The 20087-nt window shown below is 61.2% G+C and carries 17 protein-coding genes; 16 read left to right on the top strand and 1 reads right to left on the bottom strand.

Annotated features, from left to right (window positions below; translation table 11 throughout):
- Positions 1 to 5: 5 nt before the first annotated feature.
- From KSX58_RS07360 to KSX58_RS07305, 12 genes are all read left to right on the top strand, one after another.
- Positions 6 to 686: a hypothetical protein gene (locus KSX58_RS07360; protein WP_217735655.1), complete on the top strand. Its 681-nt coding sequence runs from the start codon at positions 6 to 8 to the stop codon at positions 684 to 686.
- Positions 687 to 793: 107 nt separating this feature from the next.
- Entirely contained in the window at positions 794 to 1852 is a 1059-nt protein-coding gene (locus KSX58_RS07355; RefSeq protein ID WP_143245762.1) for a hypothetical protein, read from the top strand.
- Complete coding sequence (locus KSX58_RS07350) at positions 1843 to 2514, top strand: ABC transporter ATP-binding protein (RefSeq protein ID WP_229057624.1); 672 nt, start codon at positions 1843 to 1845, stop codon at positions 2512 to 2514. The genes KSX58_RS07355 and KSX58_RS07350 overlap by 10 nt, the downstream gene beginning before the upstream one ends.
- A 5-nt stretch (positions 2515 to 2519) precedes the next feature.
- Positions 2520 to 3659 (top strand): hypothetical protein, encoded by a 1140-nt coding sequence (locus KSX58_RS07345; RefSeq protein WP_217735656.1) that lies wholly within the window; start codon positions 2520 to 2522, stop codon positions 3657 to 3659.
- A gap of 116 nt (positions 3660 to 3775) precedes the next feature.
- Positions 3776 to 4141, top strand: coding sequence for a GntR family transcriptional regulator (locus tag KSX58_RS07340; RefSeq protein ID WP_021913661.1), 366 nt, complete (start codon positions 3776 to 3778; stop codon positions 4139 to 4141).
- Entirely contained in the window at positions 4138 to 5007 is an 870-nt protein-coding gene (locus KSX58_RS07335) for an ABC transporter ATP-binding protein (protein ID WP_217735657.1), read from the top strand. The genes KSX58_RS07340 and KSX58_RS07335 overlap by 4 nt, the downstream gene beginning before the upstream one ends.
- Entirely contained in the window at positions 5004 to 5951 is a 948-nt protein-coding gene (locus KSX58_RS07330; RefSeq protein WP_217735658.1) for a hypothetical protein, read from the top strand. The genes KSX58_RS07335 and KSX58_RS07330 overlap by 4 nt, the downstream gene beginning before the upstream one ends.
- 366 nt (positions 5952 to 6317) lie before the next feature.
- Complete coding sequence (locus KSX58_RS07325) at positions 6318 to 7328, top strand: pyridoxal-phosphate dependent enzyme (RefSeq protein WP_021913663.1); 1011 nt, start codon at positions 6318 to 6320, stop codon at positions 7326 to 7328.
- A gap of 102 nt (positions 7329 to 7430) precedes the next feature.
- Positions 7431 to 8612, top strand: a complete 1182-nt coding sequence (locus KSX58_RS07320) for a cystathionine gamma-synthase (protein WP_113736368.1) — start codon at positions 7431 to 7433, stop codon at positions 8610 to 8612.
- 105 nt (positions 8613 to 8717) lie between these two features.
- Positions 8718 to 10673, top strand: a complete 1956-nt coding sequence (gene recQ / locus KSX58_RS07315) for a DNA helicase RecQ (protein ID WP_055680251.1) — start codon at positions 8718 to 8720, stop codon at positions 10671 to 10673.
- A gap of 94 nt (positions 10674 to 10767) precedes the next feature.
- On the top strand, positions 10768 to 11253 hold the full coding sequence (locus tag KSX58_RS07310; RefSeq protein ID WP_003808491.1) for an S-ribosylhomocysteine lyase: 486 nt from the start codon (positions 10768 to 10770) through the stop codon (positions 11251 to 11253).
- A 128-nt stretch (positions 11254 to 11381) separates the two neighbouring features.
- A complete protein-coding gene (locus KSX58_RS07305) occupies positions 11382 to 11867 on the top strand; it encodes a GNAT family N-acetyltransferase (RefSeq protein ID WP_003808493.1) in 486 nt (161 codons plus the stop codon).
- A gap of 80 nt (positions 11868 to 11947) precedes the next feature.
- Here the strand turns inward: KSX58_RS07305 and KSX58_RS07300 are convergent, their stop codons facing one another.
- Positions 11948 to 13375, bottom strand: a complete 1428-nt coding sequence (locus KSX58_RS07300) for an amino acid permease (protein ID WP_033499217.1) — start codon at positions 13373 to 13375, stop codon at positions 11948 to 11950.
- Positions 13376 to 13609: 234 nt separating this feature from the next.
- Here KSX58_RS07300 and alr point away from each other — a divergent pair, with 234 nt between their 5' ends.
- The 4 genes from alr to KSX58_RS07280 all read left to right on the top strand — a co-directional run bounded on the left by alr (position 13610) and on the right by KSX58_RS07280 (position 20080).
- Positions 13610 to 14968 (top strand): alanine racemase, encoded by a 1359-nt coding sequence (gene alr, locus KSX58_RS07295; RefSeq protein ID WP_217735659.1) that lies wholly within the window; start codon positions 13610 to 13612, stop codon positions 14966 to 14968.
- A gap of 50 nt (positions 14969 to 15018) precedes the next feature.
- Complete coding sequence (locus tag KSX58_RS07290) at positions 15019 to 16278, top strand: deoxyguanosinetriphosphate triphosphohydrolase (protein WP_118278116.1); 1260 nt, start codon at positions 15019 to 15021, stop codon at positions 16276 to 16278.
- 225 nt (positions 16279 to 16503) lie between these two features.
- Positions 16504 to 18591: a DNA primase gene (gene dnaG / locus KSX58_RS07285; protein WP_217735660.1), complete on the top strand. Its 2088-nt coding sequence runs from the start codon at positions 16504 to 16506 to the stop codon at positions 18589 to 18591.
- A 295-nt stretch (positions 18592 to 18886) separates the two neighbouring features.
- Positions 18887 to 20080, top strand: coding sequence for an SLC13 family permease (locus KSX58_RS07280; RefSeq protein WP_151904907.1), 1194 nt, complete (start codon positions 18887 to 18889; stop codon positions 20078 to 20080).
- The last annotated feature ends 7 nt before the right edge of the window (positions 20081 to 20087 follow it).

Below are 20087 nucleotides of genomic sequence, written 5' to 3'. Positions count from 1 at the left end.
TTGCTTTGAGCATATCGTTGGGCGCGTGCGGCACGGCAGGAGATCGGAAGCAAGAGCAGTCGTCACGGGGCCAGGCGTCCGCCATCAGCGGCGATGCGGACGCCAACGCCGCGGACGCGTCGTATCGGGACGAAATCGCAAAAATCAAGAACTCCGGTAGCACTGAAGCCGCCCAGATTCTCGAGGACGGCAAAATCACGGAAGAGGAGTTGGTCCAGCTCGGTTCCAGCTACGCGCAATGCCTGACCTCGAAAGGCATCACAGTGGACACCGGCGAGGCGCGATACCCCGGTGGGTCGATCAGCCCGTCCTACGGAGACAACGCGCTTGACAAGCGCAACTTGAGCGAAGATGAGATTGCCGCCACCAATGCCGCTGACGAAGCCTGCCAGAATGAGACCCAATACAAGAACATCGTCGACCTGTATCTGAGCCTCAAGGAGAATCCCGAGAACGTCGATAACGACCAACTCGCGCGCCAGCAGAACGACAAGACACTGGCCTGCCTGAAAAAACACGGCATCGTGGACGACTCCGTGACCGCCGACGCCTACGACGAGCTGGCGACGATGGGCGAATCCGGCGGAACGAGCTTCGATGACCTGATCGGCAAATACGCCCTCAAGGACAATCCCGCCTACGACAAACGCAAAGCGGCCATCATCGAACAATGTGGGGCATTGTGATGGCGGGCGGCAAAACACCCGTCAGAGCATGGTCGCATGTTCGGAACCGACGGACGGATGCGGATGGAAAGCGGCGGCCGGCGACGCGACGACGTCAGCCATTGGCCATGTCGGTCGTCGCGCTGTTGGTAGTCATCGCATTGGCGGCAGGCGTCGGATGCGGATTCCTGCTGGTCCGACCGGCCATACCCCAATCGTTGCGATCCTCAACGGCCTCCGGCTCGATCACTGCGGCGAAAAGCCGGTTCGATGATGCTCGAGACGTCACCGTCACGGTCCATACCGGAACGGGGCGCACCGTGGCCTCGCCCAAATCGGGCACCATCACCGCCTATGGTTGCGCGCCCGGACAAACCATCGATTCCGGAACAAGCTTCATCGCAGTGGATGAAGTGCCGCTGCTGTCGTTGCATACCGCCGTTCCGCCGTTCCGCGACCTGCAGTCCGGTATGCGAGGCCGCGACGTGGCGGCGCTGAACGCCGAGCTGCGACGGCTTGGATATGCGGCCCCCGACGGCGATGCGATGACCTGGGACACGATTCTCGCATACAATGCGCTCGCCGATACCGTCGGCGCGGCACGGCTGGTCAAGGACAACGGGTGGACGCTAGCCAAAGACGCTTACGTGTGGTTGGATGGGCAATCCGTGACGATCCGTTCCTGCGTTGCCGGCATCGGCGCATCAATCGACGTGAAATCCGAACTGTTGACCACCGATTCGCAATCGCAATCGGTATCCGTGACCATGCCGCAGGACGAGGTGGTCGCAGGAGATCGGGTGCTTGACGTGGACGGTCGAATGGTCGACATGCCGCAACAAACGACGGCAATCACCGACTCATCGACGCTGGCGGCATTGCTGGGCAGCGACGCCTATCGGCAGGCGTCCGGCACAGCTGAGTCCTCCGAGAGCGCGTCGGATGGCGCGTCGGATGTGACCTTCACCCTGCAATGGCTCCTGAAAACTCCAATCGATGTATGGTCGCTGCCACCCACCGCTTTCTACGCGCAACATGATGAACAGGCCTGCGTGGTGTCCGATGGCAAGCCCGTCGCGGTCACCGTGATCGGCTCCCGTTTGGGGCGCTCAATGGCCACGGTCGATTCCGGCGCGGCATTGGGCAAAGTGCGCACGAATCCGCAAGGAGGCAAACCATGCCGATGAGTGATCCCGTTGATTCCACGGGTCCTCTGATGAAGGGGGATGATGAGCGGACGCCGGGAAAACTGGTGACGTTGCGCGATGTCGGTCACACATTCACTGGAGACACTTGGCTGTTCCGTTCGTTAAATGCTGACCTGCGGCCCGATCGCGTGTATGCGCTGGTGGGGCCTTCCGGTTCGGGCAAAAGCACATTGTTGTCCATATTGGCGGGATGGGTGAAGCCGTCGGAAGGATCCATTCAGCGGCTGAACATCGGGAAAACCAGCTGGGTGTTCCAAAATCCCATCGGAGTGGCGCGCCGAAGCGTGATCGACCATGTGACTCTGCCTTATCTTGCGCGGGGGTTGGATGTGCCGCAGGCGGAGGCGCGTGCGTGCGAGCTGCTTGCCCAGTTCGGTCTGGCGGAGCGCGCGTCCAGCGAATACCGGGAGCTGTCCGGAGGAGAGGCTCAACGGCTCATGCTGGCGCGTGGCGTGGCGTCGGGCGCCGATCTGCTGCTGGTCGATGAGCCGACCGCGCAACTCGATGTACATACGGCGGATACGGTGAATGCGCGACTGGGCGCGTTGTCAAGACAGGGCATGATCGTGGTGGTCGCCACGCATGATCATCGCACGCGCGACGCCGCCACCGATGTCATCGATTTGGAGGACTACCAATGAAACCGATGCGGTTGAAAGCGGTACTGCGTGAGACTTGGCGCAACGTCGCCACTGGCACGAGCCGATGCGCGCTTATCTGGCTGCTGCTGTCGATATGCGCGGTCGCATGCATGTGCGCAGACCTGACGCAGATGACGGGGTTGATCGGCGACGCCTGGAAATGGAAGGAATCAGGTGCCTCCACCTATGCGATCACTTTGCAGGGAGGAATCGACGGCGCGGCCTGCGAAGGGCTGCGTTCCGCGAACGGAGTGTTGGGCGCCGCCGCCCTCCGGCAGTCGTCCGACCGCGTGCGCATCGCGTCATTGCCCGCGACCGAGATTCCGACATACGAGGCAAGCGCACATGTCGCGCAGGTATTCGCGGCGACAGGGATACGGAAGGACAATTCCGGTGTGATTATGTCGACGGCTGTGGCGCGCACGTATGGCGCGCATGCCGGCATGGTGTTGCCGCTCGTCGGTGGCGCACGCATGCGTGTTTCCGCGACGTTCGATTGGCCAAGCGACGGAAGGCAACCAACATACGGCTATGCGATTATCTCGCCCGGCAACGATACCAAGGCCTATGACACCTGTCTGGTCCGTGCGTGGCCGGTTCCCGACGGTATCGAAAGCCTGCTGCGTGTCTCCATTCGCGCCGATGCCGAATCCGGTGTCGGCGCCGCTGCGAGCTCCACCTCTGCCGGGACGAGTGGAAGCAACGAAACGCCGCATGCGAAAATCAGCCGGATCAATACCATGCTGGGGTCGCATATGCCTGGCCCGGCGGATTTCGATGCCCGCATCACCCGGTATGCGCCACTGTTGATGTTCGTCATCGCAATGGCGTTGGGGTTCGCATCGGTTTGCATGCGCAGAATCGAGATAGCGAGCGCGTTGCATGCGGGGTATCCGAAAACCGCGATGCTGCTGCAGCTGTTTTTGGAGACGCTGGCCACGGTGGCGGCGTCTTGCGTGGCATGTCTGCCGGTTGTCGCGATCGTGCCGCTCATATTGACCGGATCCGGTGACGCGATGCCGGTTGTCGCGATGCTATGCCGTGTTCCGGGCGCCATGTCGGTCGGGATGCTTGCCGGGACTGCGGTTGGGGGTATGACGATCCGCGAACGGCAGTTGTTCGCCTATTTCAAGGCACGCGCATGACGTGTGCCGTGTCCTTGAGAGATGCTTCGCCGGCTGTTCGTTGCCGCATCGCGGCAGACCAACGGTTAGAGTGGATGACGTTGATATTGAACCGACTAGGCGGCTGGAGGCGTCGGATGCGATTCGATTTTTCGGGAACGACGCCATTGTTCCGGCAGGTGGCCGAACAAATCAGCGAAGCTATCGTCTCCGGTGCCTTCGCGGAAGGCGAACAGGTGCCCAGCACCACCGAGATCTCGTCCACGTATGCGATCAATCCCGCCACGGTGCTCAAAGGCATGAATCTCCTGGTCGATCAGGGTCTGCTGGAGAAAAGACGCGGCCTTGGCATGTTCGTCACCACGGGAGCACGGGAGAAGGCTCGTGACGCCAAACGCGAGGAACTGCTCACCACGCGGGTCGTCGAACTCGTCGCGCAGGCAAAGGCGCTTGGCATCAGCTGCGAACAACTACAGCGCATCATCGGAAGGACCTATCGATGAGTCTGGTCATCAGCGATCTGAGCAAGAGCCGTCATGGAACGTCCCTGCTCAACGGAGTGAATCTGGAATTACGGAGCGGTGCGATACATGGTCTGTTCGGGCGCAATGGTGCCGGCAAAAGCACATTGCTGAACATCATCGCGAACCGACTCGTGGCCGATGCCGGCAGTGTGTCGTTCGACGGCAACCGTATGACGGATGGCGGCGGCATGTGGGAACGTCTCATGCTGATGGACGAGACTTGGCCATATCCTGTCGAATGGCGTCTGCGATCGGTGTTCCGTCTGATCTCGCGGCGATACGGCAGATTCGATGATGTGTTGGCGGGGCGTATGATGCAGGCTTTCGGGCTGCGGCCTGATGCTCGTTTCATGAGACTGTCCACCGGTCAGCGTGGCGCGGCGAAGCTGGTTGCCGCGCTTTGCGCGCCGACCGATATCGTGTTGCTTGATGAAGCGACTGATGGTCTTGACGCTGCGGCCCGTGACCTGTGTTACCGCTTCGTGATTGAGTCGTATGGCGACAGACCTCGCACCATGATCATATCCACCCATCTCATAACGGAGGTGGAGGGACTGGTCGAACATGCCGTGGTCCTCGACCATGGGCGGGTGCTGGAATCCTTCGACATGAACGAGTTGGCACAACGTGGGCGGATGCTGTCGGGGCCGGTCGGATCGGTGCGGCGGTACTTGGCCGACAATGGTTTGCGTACGCTGTCGGAAACCGTTCTCGGTGGTCTGCTGACTGTCGGCGTGCGTGGCGTGCCATCTGCACCGATGCCGGAGGACGTTGTCATGAGGTCTTTCGATCTCAATGAGTATGTCATCCAGATTACCGGCATGGACAAGGGGTATGCGTCATGATGGATGAAGTGAAAGGCTTGTCGGCCGGGATGCGGTTCGCGCTGACAAGGCAGCTTGCCGCGCGTTGCGTCGTGTTGATGGCGTACGTGTTGGCCGGTTATTGCGTGCCGTGGCTGTGGGGTCTGATTTTGGCCTTGGTATCCGGAGGTCATTATGTGGTGGAATACCATGTGCTTGGCCCGACGTTGGTGATGTGCGCGGTTCTGACGGCGGTTCCGGCTGTCAGTGGCTTTCGTTCCCTGATATCCATGGGCGTGGGCCGGGTCGTGTATTTCTGGACCGAGATGTTCGCCAATCTTTGCTTCTCCCTTGCCTGCTCGGTGGTCATGACGTTGGGGTTCGTGCTGACGCCGAACCATGATGCCGATATCCTCATCACGTTCCGTGTCGGCAGTGACCTGCAGTGGCTGGCTTGTGTGCCACTATCCGATTCATTCGGACGATTGCGATTCCTGAACCGTGATCTGGGCGGTTCATACGCGGCCATGAGAACAGGCGTGCGAGGCGATACGGCCAATCCGATGCTGCTGTTCCTGGCGCTGTTCCTGTTGACCGCCTCGGTGGCGATTCTGGGTCAATGCGTCGGGGAACTGCTGGCGCAGGTCAATCGGTACGGGGCAATCGCCCTGGCGGTGTCGGCATGCATAGCATGGGTCGCGCGTCCATGGCTGTTGAACAGAACCGCCACCGATGTCAATCCGATGATATGGAAACTGCTCGAGGCACTGCGGGGACGCTGGTGTCTGATGTGGCGTGAGGGGCAAGCGGCGTCCGCGGCGATGTACGGAACGTCCAACGAGCGTCTCGTATACGATCAGGCCTACACGTTCTGGCCGATGATGGTGCTTTTCGTAGGTGTGATGATCTTCGGCAACTTGTTGTGCTGGCTGTTGATCCGGCGTCGTGAGGTGCGTGTTCCGCAGTTGCTGCCGGTATGGTGGTGACGATGCTCGGCATGGGCAACACGCCGATGTCCACGTCCGTGCTATCGTATGAGCCATGTTCAATTTCTCATGTTGTTGCTGTCGCTGACCAACCGCCCGAGGGGCGCGTGGTTCATCGACGCATAACTTGAGATAGGACATTCCAACAAGCGGTCGCGCATATCGCAGGCCGTATGCGAATCGCCAAACGATCATTCGAAATAGCGCATCAGCCGAGGTTGGCGCACGCGACGCACGCGAATGAGCAAGGCAGCATCGCAACAGGTCCCGTTTCAACAACTGCACGCGACGGACGCGAGCTTCTCGAACATACGAAACCAAAACCATTCGAAAAGCCCACGAACCGCACCGTGCAAAGGAAACGTCATGACCATCCACAATTCCCTGTCCGAACTCATCGGCAACACCCCGCTCGTCAAACTCAACCACGTGACCGACGGCATCAAAGCCACCATCGCGGTGAAGGTCGAATACCTGAACCCGGGCGGCTCGTCCAAGGACCGCATCGCCGAACGCATCATCGACGCGGCCGAACGCAGCGGCGAACTGAAGCCCGGCGGCGTGATCGTGGAACCGACCTCCGGCAACACCGGTGTCGGACTCGCGCTCGTGGCTTTGCAGCGCGGATACCGTGCGATCTTCACCCTGCCGGACAAGGTTTCCGAAGCCAAGCGTGCGGTATTGCGCGCCTATGGCGCCGAAGTGGTCGTAACCCCCACCGACGCCGGCCCCGACGACCCCCGCTCCTACTACCAGGTGGCAGACCGCCTCGCCAAGGCGATTCCCGGCGGCTACCGCCCCAACCAGTACGACAATCCGAACGGTCCCGAAAGCCACTATCACACCACTGGTCCGGAAATCTGGGAGGCCACCGACCACAAGGTCACGCATTTCGTGGCGGGCATCGGCACCGGCGGCACCATCTCCGGCACCGGACACTATCTGAAGGACGTGTCCAACGGCGCGGTGCAGGTCATCGGCGCCGATCCGGAAGGCTCCATCTACTCCGACCCGAACGACGTGCACCAATACCAGATCGAAGGCGTCGGCGAGGACTTCTATCCGAAGGCCTTTGATCGGAGCCTTCCCGACGAGATCGTGCAGGTCACCGACGCGGAAGCCTTCGAAATGACCCGACGCCTCGCCAACGAGGAAGGACTGCTCGTCGGCGGCTCATCCGGCATGGCCGTGTTCTCCGCGCTGAAATACGCCCGCGAGCACGACCTCGACGAAAACCAGCTCGTCGTGGTGCTGATGCCCGATTCCGGCCGCAGCTACATGGAGAAGATCTTCAACGACGACTGGATGCGCGCCAACGGATTCGCCGACGTCGTGGAACGCACCACCAAGCCCAGCCTCGCCGAACAGTACCTGTAAAAGACCGTCAAACGACTGTCCGACAGCCCGATCGCACCTTTGAAACCAATGCCAATCATCCGAACAACCCAAACCATCCGATACTTCCAAGGAGTTCCCATCATGACCATCTCGACCAACACCGAAGCCCTCAACGCCACCGCTCTCGCCACCCGTGCCATCCACGCAGGCCAGGAACCCGACCCGACCACCGGAGCCGTGGTCACCCCCATCTACATGACCTCCACCTTCAAGCAGGATGGTGTCGGCGGCCTGCGCAACGGCTACGACTACAGCCGTTCCATCAACCCGACCCGCAACAGCTTCGACGAGCAGCTCGCCGCCGTGGAAGGCGCGAAATACGCGTTAAGCTTCTCCTCCGGACTTGCCGCCATCGACGTGCTGCTGCGCTCCACTTTGAAGCCCGGCGACAACATCCTGCTCGGCAACGACGTGTACGGCGGCACCTACCGTCTGCTGTCCAAGGTGTTCGTGCCGTGGGGCATCGGCCTCGACGTGGTGGACATCACCGACACGGCCGCCGTCTCAGCCGCGCTCGCCAAGAAGCAGTACGCGTACATCTGGGTGGAAACCCCGTCCAACCCGCTGCTCAACATCACCGACATCGCCGCCACCGCGGCCGTGGCGCACGCGCACGGCACCAAAGTGGTCGTGGACAACACCTTCGCATCCCCGGTATTGCAGCATCCGCTCGCAGACGGCGCCGACGTGGTCGTCTACTCCACCACCAAGTACATCGGCGGCCACTCTGACGTGGTCGGCGGCGCGGTGGTCCTGAACGACAAGGAAACACGCGACGCGGTGGCCTTCCTGCAGAACGCGGCCGGCGCGGTTCCGTCCCCGTTCGACTCCTGGCTTGACATCCGAGGCCTCAAAACCCTCGACCTGCGCGTCAAGCAGCACAGCCGCAATGCCATGAAAGTGGCCCAGTGGCTCGAAACCCGCCCCGAAGTGGAACGCGTATGGTATCCGGGGCTCGAATCCCACCCGGGCCACGACATCGCGGCACGCCAGATGCACGGCGGTTTCGGCGGCATGATCTCCATCCAGATCGCCGCCGGTTTCGAAGCGGCCAAGAAGTTCGCCGGAGCCACCGAAGTGTTCACCCTGGCCGAATCCCTGGGCGGCGTGGAATCCCTGATCGAGCATCCGGGCGCCATGACCCACGCCTCCGTGGCCGGCACCACGCTCGAAGTGCCCGCCAACCTGATCCGCCTGTCCGTCGGCCTGGAGGACGCGGACGATCTGATCGCCGACCTGGAGCAGGCGTTCCGCCAGATCTGAATTCCCTATTTCCGATAGAAGCATGAAACGGCCGGCATGGGCAAGACCCGCGCCGGCCGTTTCGCTCTCCACGGTCAACGCATGGCATTGCTACACTTGGAAACCATGACGCAAGCTGTTGATTCCGCCGATTCCGTAGACCCCCGCGCATTGGAGGCGCTGAACCGCTATTTCGGCTACGATTCGTTCCGTCCTGGACAATCCGGCATCGTCTCGGCCATCCTCACCGGACACGACGTGCTTGGCGTCATGCCCACCGGCGCCGGCAAATCCATCTGCTATCAGATTCCCGCAGCGATCCTGCCGGGCGTCGCCATCGTCATCTCGCCGCTGATCTCACTCATGCGCGACCAAGTCGACGCCCTGAACGACGTGGGCCTTCCGGCCGCGTTCATCAACACCACTCAGACGCCGGACGAACAGGATCTCGTCTTCGCGCAGGCGCTCTCCGGCCAGATCAAACTGCTGTACGTGGCGCCGGAACGTTTGGAAACCGAACGATTCCGCAACTTCGCCGTCCGTGTGCCGATCTCGCTCGTCGCCGTCGACGAAGCGCACTGCGTCTCCCAATGGGGGCAGGACTTCCGTTCCTCATATCTTGGCATCGGCGAATTCATCGCCGGACTGCCCACACGTCCAACGGTCGCCGCGTTCACCGCCACCGCCACCGAACGCGTGCGCCGCGACATCGTTTCGATTCTGGGTCTGCACACACCGTCCATCACCGTCACCGGTTTCGACCGGCCGAACCTGTATTTCGACGTCATCAGCATGCCACGTAAAGACAAAGCATCCTGGGTGGCGTCCTACATCGCCAGCCATCCGGACGAATCCGGCATCGTCTACTGCGCCACGCGCAAGGAAACGGAAGCGCTCGCCGAATCGCTTAACAGCGCCGTCGCCGAATTGCGTGCCGCAGGGGGTGCGGATGTGTCGGATATCGGCACCATCGCCGTCGCCTACCATGGCGGTATGAGCGCCGACACACGAGAGAAGGCGCAACGCGATTTCGTCACCGACCGTGTGCCCGTGGTCGTGGCCACCAATGCGTTCGGCATGGGCATCGACAAATCCAACGTGCGGTTCGTCATCCACCACAACATGCCCGAATCCATCGAAGCGTACTACCAGGAGGCGGGTCGCGCCGGACGAGACGGCGAACCAAGCCGTTGCACGCTGTTGTGGAACGAATCGGACATCGTCACCCGCCGCCGGCTGCTCGATTCGGATTACGAAAACGAACGATTGACTCCCGAAGAGCAGGAGGCCGTACGCGCGTCGAAACGCCGGCTGCTCGACGCGATGGTCGGCTACTGCCGTACCACGGACTGCCTGCACGCGTACATGACCCGGTATTTCGGCGAAACCGCGGGCGCGGCGGCGAAAACGGACGGCAAATGCGTGGGCGGTTGCGCCAACTGCGAGCACACATTCGAAACCATCGACGTCACCGACATCGCCCGAGCCATCAGCCGTTGCGTGCACGATGTGAACCAGCATGTCGGCAGCGGTAAAATCGTCAAGGTGCTGCGCGGCTCGAAGGCACAGGATCTAAGCTATCTCAACCCCGAAAGCCTGCCGTCGTTCGGCATGCTCGACGAAGTGCCGGAAGCGCGCATCCGCGACGTGCTGAGCCAGATGGCCACCGACGGCTTCCTGACGATCGCGGAAGGACGCCTGCCGATCGTCGGCTTCGGACCCCGTGCGGCGGAAACGGTCGCACCCGAATTCCATTACGACATCAAGAAGATCAAACGTGCTGACGCCCGTGCGCGTCGAACGCCCGACGTGTCCACTCCCGCTGTCGGATCGTACGTGCCGGATGACGGCGACGAGGCGCTATTCCAGAAGCTGCGTGCGCTGCGACTGGACATCGCGCGCGAACTCGGCAAACCGCCGTACATCGTGTTCTCCGACAAGACGTTGCGTGACATGGTACGGGTCAAGCCGATCACTGACGACCAGTTCCTTGCCGTCAACGGTGTGGGGGAAAGCAAGCTCAAACAGTACGGCGAACGGTTCATGGCCGCGATTCGGGAGGATTCCGGCGACGAGGCTTGAACCGGCCATAACCGACACGCATGGCACGACGGTTGACGTTGAGCCCGCGAACCGTGAATAGTGGAATGTGAACACAACAACGAAAGGACAGAACATGGCGGAAGACAAGCCGGTGGTGGAAAGCTTCCAATTGGACCACACCAAAGTAAAGGCGCCGTATGTGCGCTACATCGATACGGAAACCGGCCCCCACGGCGACGTGATCTCGAACTACGACCTGCGATTGGTGCAGCCGAACGAGAACGCCATTCCGACCGGCGGACTGCACACCATCGAACACACCATCGCGGTGCTGCTGCGCGAACGCATCCCCGGTTACATCGACTGCTCGCCGTTCGGATGCCGCACAGGCTTCCACCTGCTGACGTGGGGCGAGCATTCCACCGAGGATGTGGCTCGCGCATTGAAGGAATCGTTGGAATTCATCGCCTACGAGGCCACATGGGACGACGTGCCGGCAACCACCATCGAAAGCTGCGGCAACTACCGCGACCACAGCCTGTTCACCGCCAAGGAATGGTGCAAGGACATCCTCGCCAAGGGCATCAGCTCCGACCCGTTCGAACGCCGCCTTGTGTGAGCGTTACCATGCCTGTGCGGTGGGCGTGGTAGTTTGGACGGCTGGAATGCTTGAGAGAGGTATACAGTCGAATTGAGGTGAAAGGGTTGAGCGAAACCACTTCCGAACGTCGGTTCCGTCGTGCCACCATGGATGATCTGCCTGTCATGCTGAAAATCTACCAGCATGCGCGTGAGCTTATGGCGGCCAACGGGAATCCCACGCAATGGGGAAACACGTTCCCACGTGAGGAAGTGATCCTTGACGACATTCGCCAGCAGCGCACCATGCTGCTGGTGGACGAGGCTGACGGCAAGGAGCGTGTGCTCGCCCAGTTCGCCCTGTGCACGGGCGAGGATCCCACCTACGCGCATATCGACGGCGCCTGGCTGGACGATGACTCGTATGTGACCATCCACCGCATCGCCTCGTCGGGAATCGTCAAAGGCGCGGCCAAGGACTGCATCAACTGGTGCATCGAACATTACGGCAACGTGCGCGCCGACACGCATCCGAACAACAAGGCCATGCAGCACGTGCTCGAATCGAACGGATTCGCCCGCTGCGGCCTGATCCAACTGCTTGACCGCCCCACCGATACCACGCGTATCGCCTACCAGCGTCACGAATGGTGATTGCGCATACATAGAAACATAGAAAAAAGGACGTCTCCCGTAAAACTGCGGGAGACGTCCTTTTCCATATGAAGGGATGATTAGAACAGTCCCGGCTCGTTAAGCTGAGAATGCTTGCGGCTGTACGTGAAATACACGACCAGTCCAAGCGCGAACCACACGGCGAAACGCACCCACGTCTCCCAATTCAAACCGAAGATCAGAATCAGGCAGAAGATGATGGCGCAGATTGGCGTGAACGGCACGCCCGGCGCACGGAAGCCACGATGCGCGTCCGGCTGGGTCTTGCGCATCCACAGGATGCCGGCCGACACGATGATGAACGCGGACAGCGTACCGATGTTCACCAGCTCGAACAGCACGTTGATGTTGATGAAACCGCCGGCGATGGCCGTCAGAATGCCGAAGAACCACGTGCCCTTGAACGGTGTGCGGTACTTCGGATGCACTTCGCCGAAGAACTTCGGGAACAGTCCGTCGCGGCTCATCGCATAGCAGATGCGGGACTGGCCGTACAGCTGCACCAGCATGACGGTGGTCATGCCGATCAACGCGCCGAGGTTCACGATGAACGCCAGCCAGTTGAGACCGGTCTCGAGAATCACGCCCGCCACCGGAGCGTCGATGAACTTCGCGAACTCCTTGTACGGCACCACGCCGGTCATGATGAGCGTCATGATGATGTACAGCACGGTGGACACGGCCAGCGAGATCAGGATGCCGCGCGGCAGCGTCTTGTTCGGATTGATGGTCTCCTCGGCGGAGGAGGAGACGGCGTCGAAGCCGATGAAGCTGAAGAACACGATCGACGCGGCCGGCACGATGCCGTACGGCTGCGTCGAACCCGGCTGGAACGTGTAGATGCCATACGGGGAGAACGGTTTCCAGTTGGCGGGATTGATGTACCAGACGGTGCACACGATGAACAGCACGATGATGGCCAGCTTGATCATCACCATGATGTCGTTGGTCTTCTTCGTCTGGTTGATGCCGATGGACAGCACCCACGTGATGATAAGCACGATTACGAAGCCGGGCAGATTGAAATACGTGGTGACTCCCGGCGTGGTGCCGTATGCGGCGGTCAGTTCGACCGGCAGATGCAGGCCGAAGCCTTCCAACAGCTTGTTGAAATAGCCCGACCAGCCGGCGGACACGGTGGCCGCCTGCAACGCGTACTCCAGAATCAGATCCCAGCCGATCACGAAGGCGATCAACTCGCCGAACGCCAGATACGCGTACGAATAGGCGGAGCCGGAAACCGGTGCCATCGCGGCGAACTCCGCATAGCACAAGCCTGCGAAGCCGCAGCAGATCGCGGCAAGCAGGAAGGACACGCATAATGCGGGTCCCGCGGTGAGCGCGCCTTTGCCGGTGAGCACGAAGATGCCGGTGCCGATGATGGCGCCGATGCCCAGCATGGTCAGGTCGAAGGTTTTCAGTGTTCGCTTCAGCGGAGTCGATTCGGAGACAAGTTGGTCCACCGACTTCTTGCGAAATAGATCCATGGTCGTCAGATTCCCTGTGATTGTTTCAAAAATGGGCCGGACCGGACGGATTTCCGGGACTCTGGCACGCCTTAACGCCAGAAATCAGAAAGGCCGCGGCGATATGCGCAACAGCCTTGTGTATGGAAAGTGTAAAAAACACTGCCGGACAAAATCGTGAAAACATCGTGAATCGTCTCACCATATGTCCCTGATGTTCCATACCTGTCACATAGCGGCGCGACAATGGGAGCCATGACTTTGAGCGCAACACGTGAATGGGATTTCTCCTCCGAACAAGGCAAAGCGAACTACAAGGCCGCCCAGCGGCGGTATCCGGCGCAGGCCATCGTCGACCTCGCCGCACTGCGCGACAACATGCGCCATCTGGTGAGTGTCGTCGGCGGACCGCATTCCGGCACCGCCGTCATGGGCATCGTCAAAGCCGACGCGTACGGACACGGCCTGATCCCCGCCGCGCTTGCCGCGCTCGCAGGCGGCGCCACGTGGCTCGGCACCGCGCAATCGCATGAAGCGCTGTTGTTGCGCAAGGCGGGCATCGGCCCCGATCGCTGCCATATTCTGACATGGGTGTACAGCGGCGCCGAAGTGCCGTTCGACGAGCTGATCGACAACGACATCGACATTTCCGTCGGCTCGCTCGCCGGCATCGACGGTGTCGCCGCGGCCGCACGCAGGCTTGGCAAGACGGCGCGCGTGCATGTGAAGGTCGATTCCGGCTTCGGCCGTAACGGCTTCACGCCCGCCGGTTTCGACGCGGCGCTCGCCAAACTGGTGCCGCTCGCCAAGGAAGGCGTGCTGCACATCGTCGGCCAGTGGAGCCATCTGGCGGTCGCCGACGCACCGGACGTTCCGGAATTCGTTGCCTCCACCGACATGCAGGTCGAAACGTTCAAGGACTTCACCCGTCGTATGGAGGCGGCCGGCATTCCGCCGGAAATCCGCCACCTCGCCAACACCGCGGCGACGCTGTCCCGTCCGGAAATCCACTTCGAACTGACCCGTCCGGGCATCGGCCTGTACGGTTACGAAGCCGATCCGGCCATGGGCACGCCGTCCACGTATAGCCTGAAGCCCGCCATGACCCTGCAGGCGCAGCTCGGCACCGTCAAGGACGTGGAAGCCGGCCATGGCATCTCCTACGGCCGTACGTATCTGACCCCGTCCGACACCTCCACCGCGATCGTGCCGCTCGGCTATGCGGACGGCATCCACCGCTCCGCCTCCGGATTCGACATGGAAGGCGCCAAGCATGTGACCAAGCCCGGCGGCCCGGTGCGCGTGATGACCTCGGAAGGCCCACGCCTGTACCACGTGTCCGGCCGCGTGTGCATGGACCAGTTCATCCTCGACCTGCACGGTTCCGCCGCCGAACTCGGCATCCACGAAGGCGACAACGTGGAACTATTCGGTCCGGGCCGCGGCGAGGACTACGCCGAGCCGACAGCCGACGATTGGGGACGTGCCGCCGACACCATCAGCTACGAGATCTTCACCTGCCTGCGCAACCGCATCCCGCGCCTGTACGAGCATGCCACGGACGTATTGTCCGCCGAGGACCTCGCCAAGCTCGACCCGGCAAGCATCCTGTAATCCCGTAAAAAGCGGCGGCAGCCGCCGCACCCATAGGAAGGCGGTGCATCATGACGAGCGAAGGATACAGCGCGTTCGACGAGGAGCGTTGGGCTCCGGAACCACCCAAATCCAGCTCCCGCACCGCCTTCCAACGCGACCGCGCCCGACTCATCCACTCGTCCGCATTGCGCAGGCTCGGCGCGAAAACGCAGATTCTGGTGGCCGGCACCGACGATTTCGCACGTACACGGCTTACACACACGTTGGAGGTCGCGCAAATCGGTCGACAGATCGGCACTTCGCTCGGTTGCGATCCCGACGTGGTCGACTGCGCCTGCCTTGCGCACGACCTCGGCCACCCGCCGTTCGGCCATAATGGGGAACGTGCGCTTGCCGAAATCGCCGGCAATATCGGTGGTTTCGAAGGCAATGCGCAAACCTTGCGATTATTGACGCGCCTCGAACCGAAAATACTGTTTCCCGACGGACGTTCCGCAGGCGTGAATCTGACGCGTGCCGCGCTCGATGCGGCCGTCAAATACCCGTGGACGCTTGCCGAAGCCGCCGCGCATCCGAAAGGGGAGCGCAGCGCGAAATTCTGCGTCTATCCGGATGATACGGACGTGTTCGCTTGGCTCAAACAACACGCGCCCGACACCACCCGCCGTCCCGTCGAATGCCAGGTGATGGACCTGTCCGATGACATCGCCTACAGCGTGCATGACGTGGAGGACGCCATCGCCACCGGCGCGTTCAATCCGGGCGAACTGCACGAAAACGGAGTGATCGACGCGGTCGTCGAGGACGCGCGCGCCTGGTACGGTCCGCAATGGGACGCCGACAAACTGGTGGACGCGTTCGCACGAATGCACCGGCGCGACACGTTTCCCGGCTACTTCGATGGATCGCGCCGCGCGCTCGCCGCATTGAAGAACATGACCAGCGATCTGATCGGTCGGTTCGCCGGTTCCGTGGAACATGCCACAAGAGATACGTACGGCAACGAGCCTTTGACGCGATACAACGGCGATTTGGTGATTCCCGAGGAAACCAGCTACGAAATCGTGGTGCTGAAAGGCATCGCCGTGCATTTCGTCATGGAGCCCGGCGAACGTGAGCCGATGCACGGCGAAGAACAGCGAATCGTCAAAGACCTGGTCGACGTGTTCATGGCGGACAATCCCAAACCGTCCAGCGCGTTGGAGAATGTGTTCCTCGACGATTGGCGTGAGGCCGGCGGCGACGGCGAACGCCTGCGCGTGGCCATCGACCAGGTGGCGAGCCTGACCGACACGTCCGCCCTGACCCTCCACTCCCTTCTCTGCTGACGCGTATACCCCCGTTTCCTGTGTGGCGAGTCAATGAGATTCATAAGTGCCGCGTAGCGCCATGTATGTTGTCCGACCGTAGGCTTGGCCGAACGGCCTTGAGTGTGTCGGATGACATACATGGCGTGGAGCGGCTGGCTGTGTGCCTAAGGCAAAGTTGAGTGTGTCGCGCGTTGCATACGCCGCGTAGCCATAACCTATGGCATCGCTGGTAGGCTGGACCGTATGCCGGGAATGATCAAGAAGGAAGACATTGAAAAGGTCCGCGCCACAGCCGACCTGTATGACATCGTATCCGCGACCGTCACGCTCAAACCCTCGGGAACCGGCACATACGTAGGCCTATGCCCCTTCCATGACGAGAAAACGCCAAGTTTTTCCGTGCGTCCGGCGCTTGGCGTATGGCATTGCTTCGGCTGCGGTCTCGGCGGCGACGTGTTCGGCTACGTCGAACATCAGGAGAACATCGACTTTCGTGACGCGGTGGAGCTGCTCGCCGACAAATACCATATCGAACTGCATTACGACAAAGCCGACAACGTGCCCGCGCACACCGGTTCGAAACGCGCACGCCTGCTCGAAGCCAACGAGGCGGCGCAGGAATTCTTCGTCTCCCAGCTGATGACCAAGGAGGCGCTCGCCGCGCGCAAGCTGTTGGACGGTCGCAACTTCAGCCAGGCCGACTGCCAGCGGTTCGGCTGCGGATATGCCCCCCAAGGATGGGATAACCTGGTGCGGTACCTTGCCGGCAAAGGCTTCACCCAGCAGGAGATGCTCGACGCGGGACTCGCCCGTCAGGGCCAGCGTGGCGTATACGACTATTTCCGTGGCCGCGTGACATGGCCGATTCGTGATTCGACCGGTCGTACGCTTGGCTTCGGCGCGCGCAAGCTGTACGAGGATGACACGATCAATGCGAAATACATCAACACGCCCGACACGCAGCTGTACCGCAAAACACAGGTGCTGTACGGCATCGACCTTGCCAAATCGGCGATTGTGAAGAAACGCCAGGCGGTGATCGTCGAAGGCTATACCGATGTGATGGCCATGCATCTGGCCGGCATCGACACGGCGGTCGCCACGTGCGGCACCGCATTCGGCGCCGAGCATGCGAAGATCATTCGCCGATTGATCGCGGACGATTCGTTGGGCGCGGTGCAGCTGGTTGGCCCCCTGAAGGTGGAGGGGCAGGCGTTGAGCTCGCGTGTCGTGTTCACATTCGACGGCGATGCGGCTGGGCAGAAGGCCGCGATCCACGCGTTCGGTTTGGACGCCGCGTTTTCGACGCAGGCGTTCGTCGCGGTCGCCGAAGACAACCTCGACCCGTGCGATCTGCGCATCAAACGCGGCAACGAGGCGGTGCGTGCGCTGATCGCCAATGCACGGCCGCTGTACGATTTCGTGATCGATTCGGCAATCGACCGTTTCGACACCACGTACGCGACAGGTCAGATGGGCGCGGTCAAGGCGGTCGCCCCGCTGATCGCGCAAATCCGAGACCGTTCGCTGCTCGACCTGTACTCACGCAAGGCGGTGCGTCGCATCGGCGTCGATCTGGACATCATGCAACGCGAAGTGGCGTACCGGCGTCGCAAACTGAACGTGCGTGACGAGGACGCGTACGCGCCGAAACGTCGATTCCAAAACAATGCGGGGCCGTCGGCTGAACCAGCATATGCGGAACGTGGCGCGAATCCGTATGCGAATCCCGCCGCACGCAAGGCGTTGGAGCATCGCGACGCGGCCGGGCAAAGCTACTATCGCATCGACGACGCCGTGTTCATCTGCGAACAGCAGTTCATGGCCACGCTGATCCAGGTGCCGTTGGCAGTCGATCCGACGATGTTCGCCAGCCTGACCTTGTCGAGTTTCATGACGCCGGTGTTCCGCACGCTGTTCCAAGCGGTCGCCGCGGCGGGCGGGCTTCCAGGGGAAGACGTGCCGCAGGGACTGTGGATGCACAATCTGACGAAGGCGGGCGGTCCGATGCTTGAATCGGTCATCAACGAGCTGGCCGTCATGCCGCTGCCATTGCCGCCGAGCGAAGCGGACGCGAACCGCAATGCAGGCGAGTCGCAGGAACAATCGGCGCAATTGCGCAAGCCGACGCAGGAGGAGCGGCGGTACGCGTCCGAACTGATCGTCAGACTGCTTGATACCGGCATCATGCGCAAGATCGGCGCGGCCCAGCGCCGCATGGCGCAACTGCCGGACGGTGCAGAGAAAATCGAACTGCTCGGACAGATCACCAAACTGGAAACGCTGCGCAAGGACCTGCAGTCGCGTGTTTTCGGCAACAACGTTGCGTGACACGCCCATATGGTGAATCGAAGGCGAACGGAAGATGATTTTTAGACAAAATCTTGGCGCACGCGGGGTTAATTTGTGAAGATTTGCGGGCCTTGTTTTCGGTTTCGCCGGTTTGCAAAAGCATGCGGCAGTAAGCAATAGTGGATGAAAATCGTTGGAATGGTCGGAAAAGCAGCACGCCGAGGGTTCGTGCTAATCGCATTTTTGGGTAAAGTGGTCTAGGCGTTTGCATGAAAATCGCTTGGGTTTTGCAAGGTGTGCAAGGCGGTTGCAAACGGGATTGACGGAGGAATGCATGCGGCGATTGGTCGTCAAGGTCCTGAAGAACGAGACTATTCTCGTAGTCGCTTCCATACTCGCACTCATATCGTGCTTCATCGTGCCGCCAGACAAGGAATACGCCGGCTACATCCACGCCAGCACCATCTCGCAGCTGATCTGCCTGATGCTTGTGGTGTGTGGCTTCCAGCGCATCGGCGTGTTCCGCATCATCGGCTCGCGCCTGCTGCATCACGTCAAAACCGCGCGTGGCCTGGTGCTCACGTTGATCGCATTGCCGTTCTTCTCCGGCATGCTCATCACCAATGATGTGGCGTTGGTCACCTTCGTGCCGTTCGCAATCGCGGTGTTGACGATGGCGCACATGGAAGAGCATGCGGTGCTTGTCGGCACGCTGATGACCGTCGGCGCGAACGTGGGCAGCATGCTCACCCCGATCGGCAACGCGCACAACCTGTATCTGAAAGCGTTGACGGGCATGCCGACGTCCGAGATGATCGGCATCATGGCCCCGTATTCCGCTACCGCAGCCGTTCTGCTGATAATCATCACCTGCGTGATTTTCGGCAGCAAATCGGTTTCCGAATTTTCCGCGATCGATGGTTCCGGCATCGAACAGAACGTGCTCGCCCCGCATTCCGACCGGCCGCAGCCTGACGAGATTCGCGTGACCGGCTACGGTGCCGGTTATGGCGGCTGGCGTACGATCGTATACACGGCGTTGTTCGTCGTCTGCTTGCTGGCGGTGAGCGATTTCATTCCGCTGTGGGTGATGTGCGTCATCGTGTTCGTGGCGTTTCTGCTGTGCGACCGCCGCGTGTTCCGCAACGTCGATTGGGGACTGCCGCTCACGTTCTGCATGTTCTTCATCTTCATCGGCAATATGAAACGCGTGCCGGAATTCTACGAGCTGGCCGCCTCGCTGGTGGGCGCGCATCCGCTGGAAGTGGCCGTGGTGTCCAGCCAGTTCATCTCCAACGTGCCGACCACGCTGCTGCTGTCCGGCTTCTGCGACCAGTGGCGTGAACTGATCATCGGCACCAACCTGGGCGGCTTGGGCACGCTGATCGCGTCCATGGCGTCGCTGATCGGCTACAAGAACGTGACGCGCGCCTACCCGGACAAAAAAGGCCGTTATCTGGCCGTCTACACCGCGGTGAACGTGCTGTTCGTCATCGTGCTCGTCGGCCTGAGCTGGATTATCGAGTAGTGTTTGG

It is taken from the genome of Bifidobacterium sp. MSK.17.10 (genome assembly GCF_019129655.1).
GTDB lineage: Bacteria > Actinomycetota > Actinomycetes > Actinomycetales > Bifidobacteriaceae > Bifidobacterium > Bifidobacterium adolescentis.
This window is presented reverse-complemented; position numbering and strand designations above follow the sequence as displayed.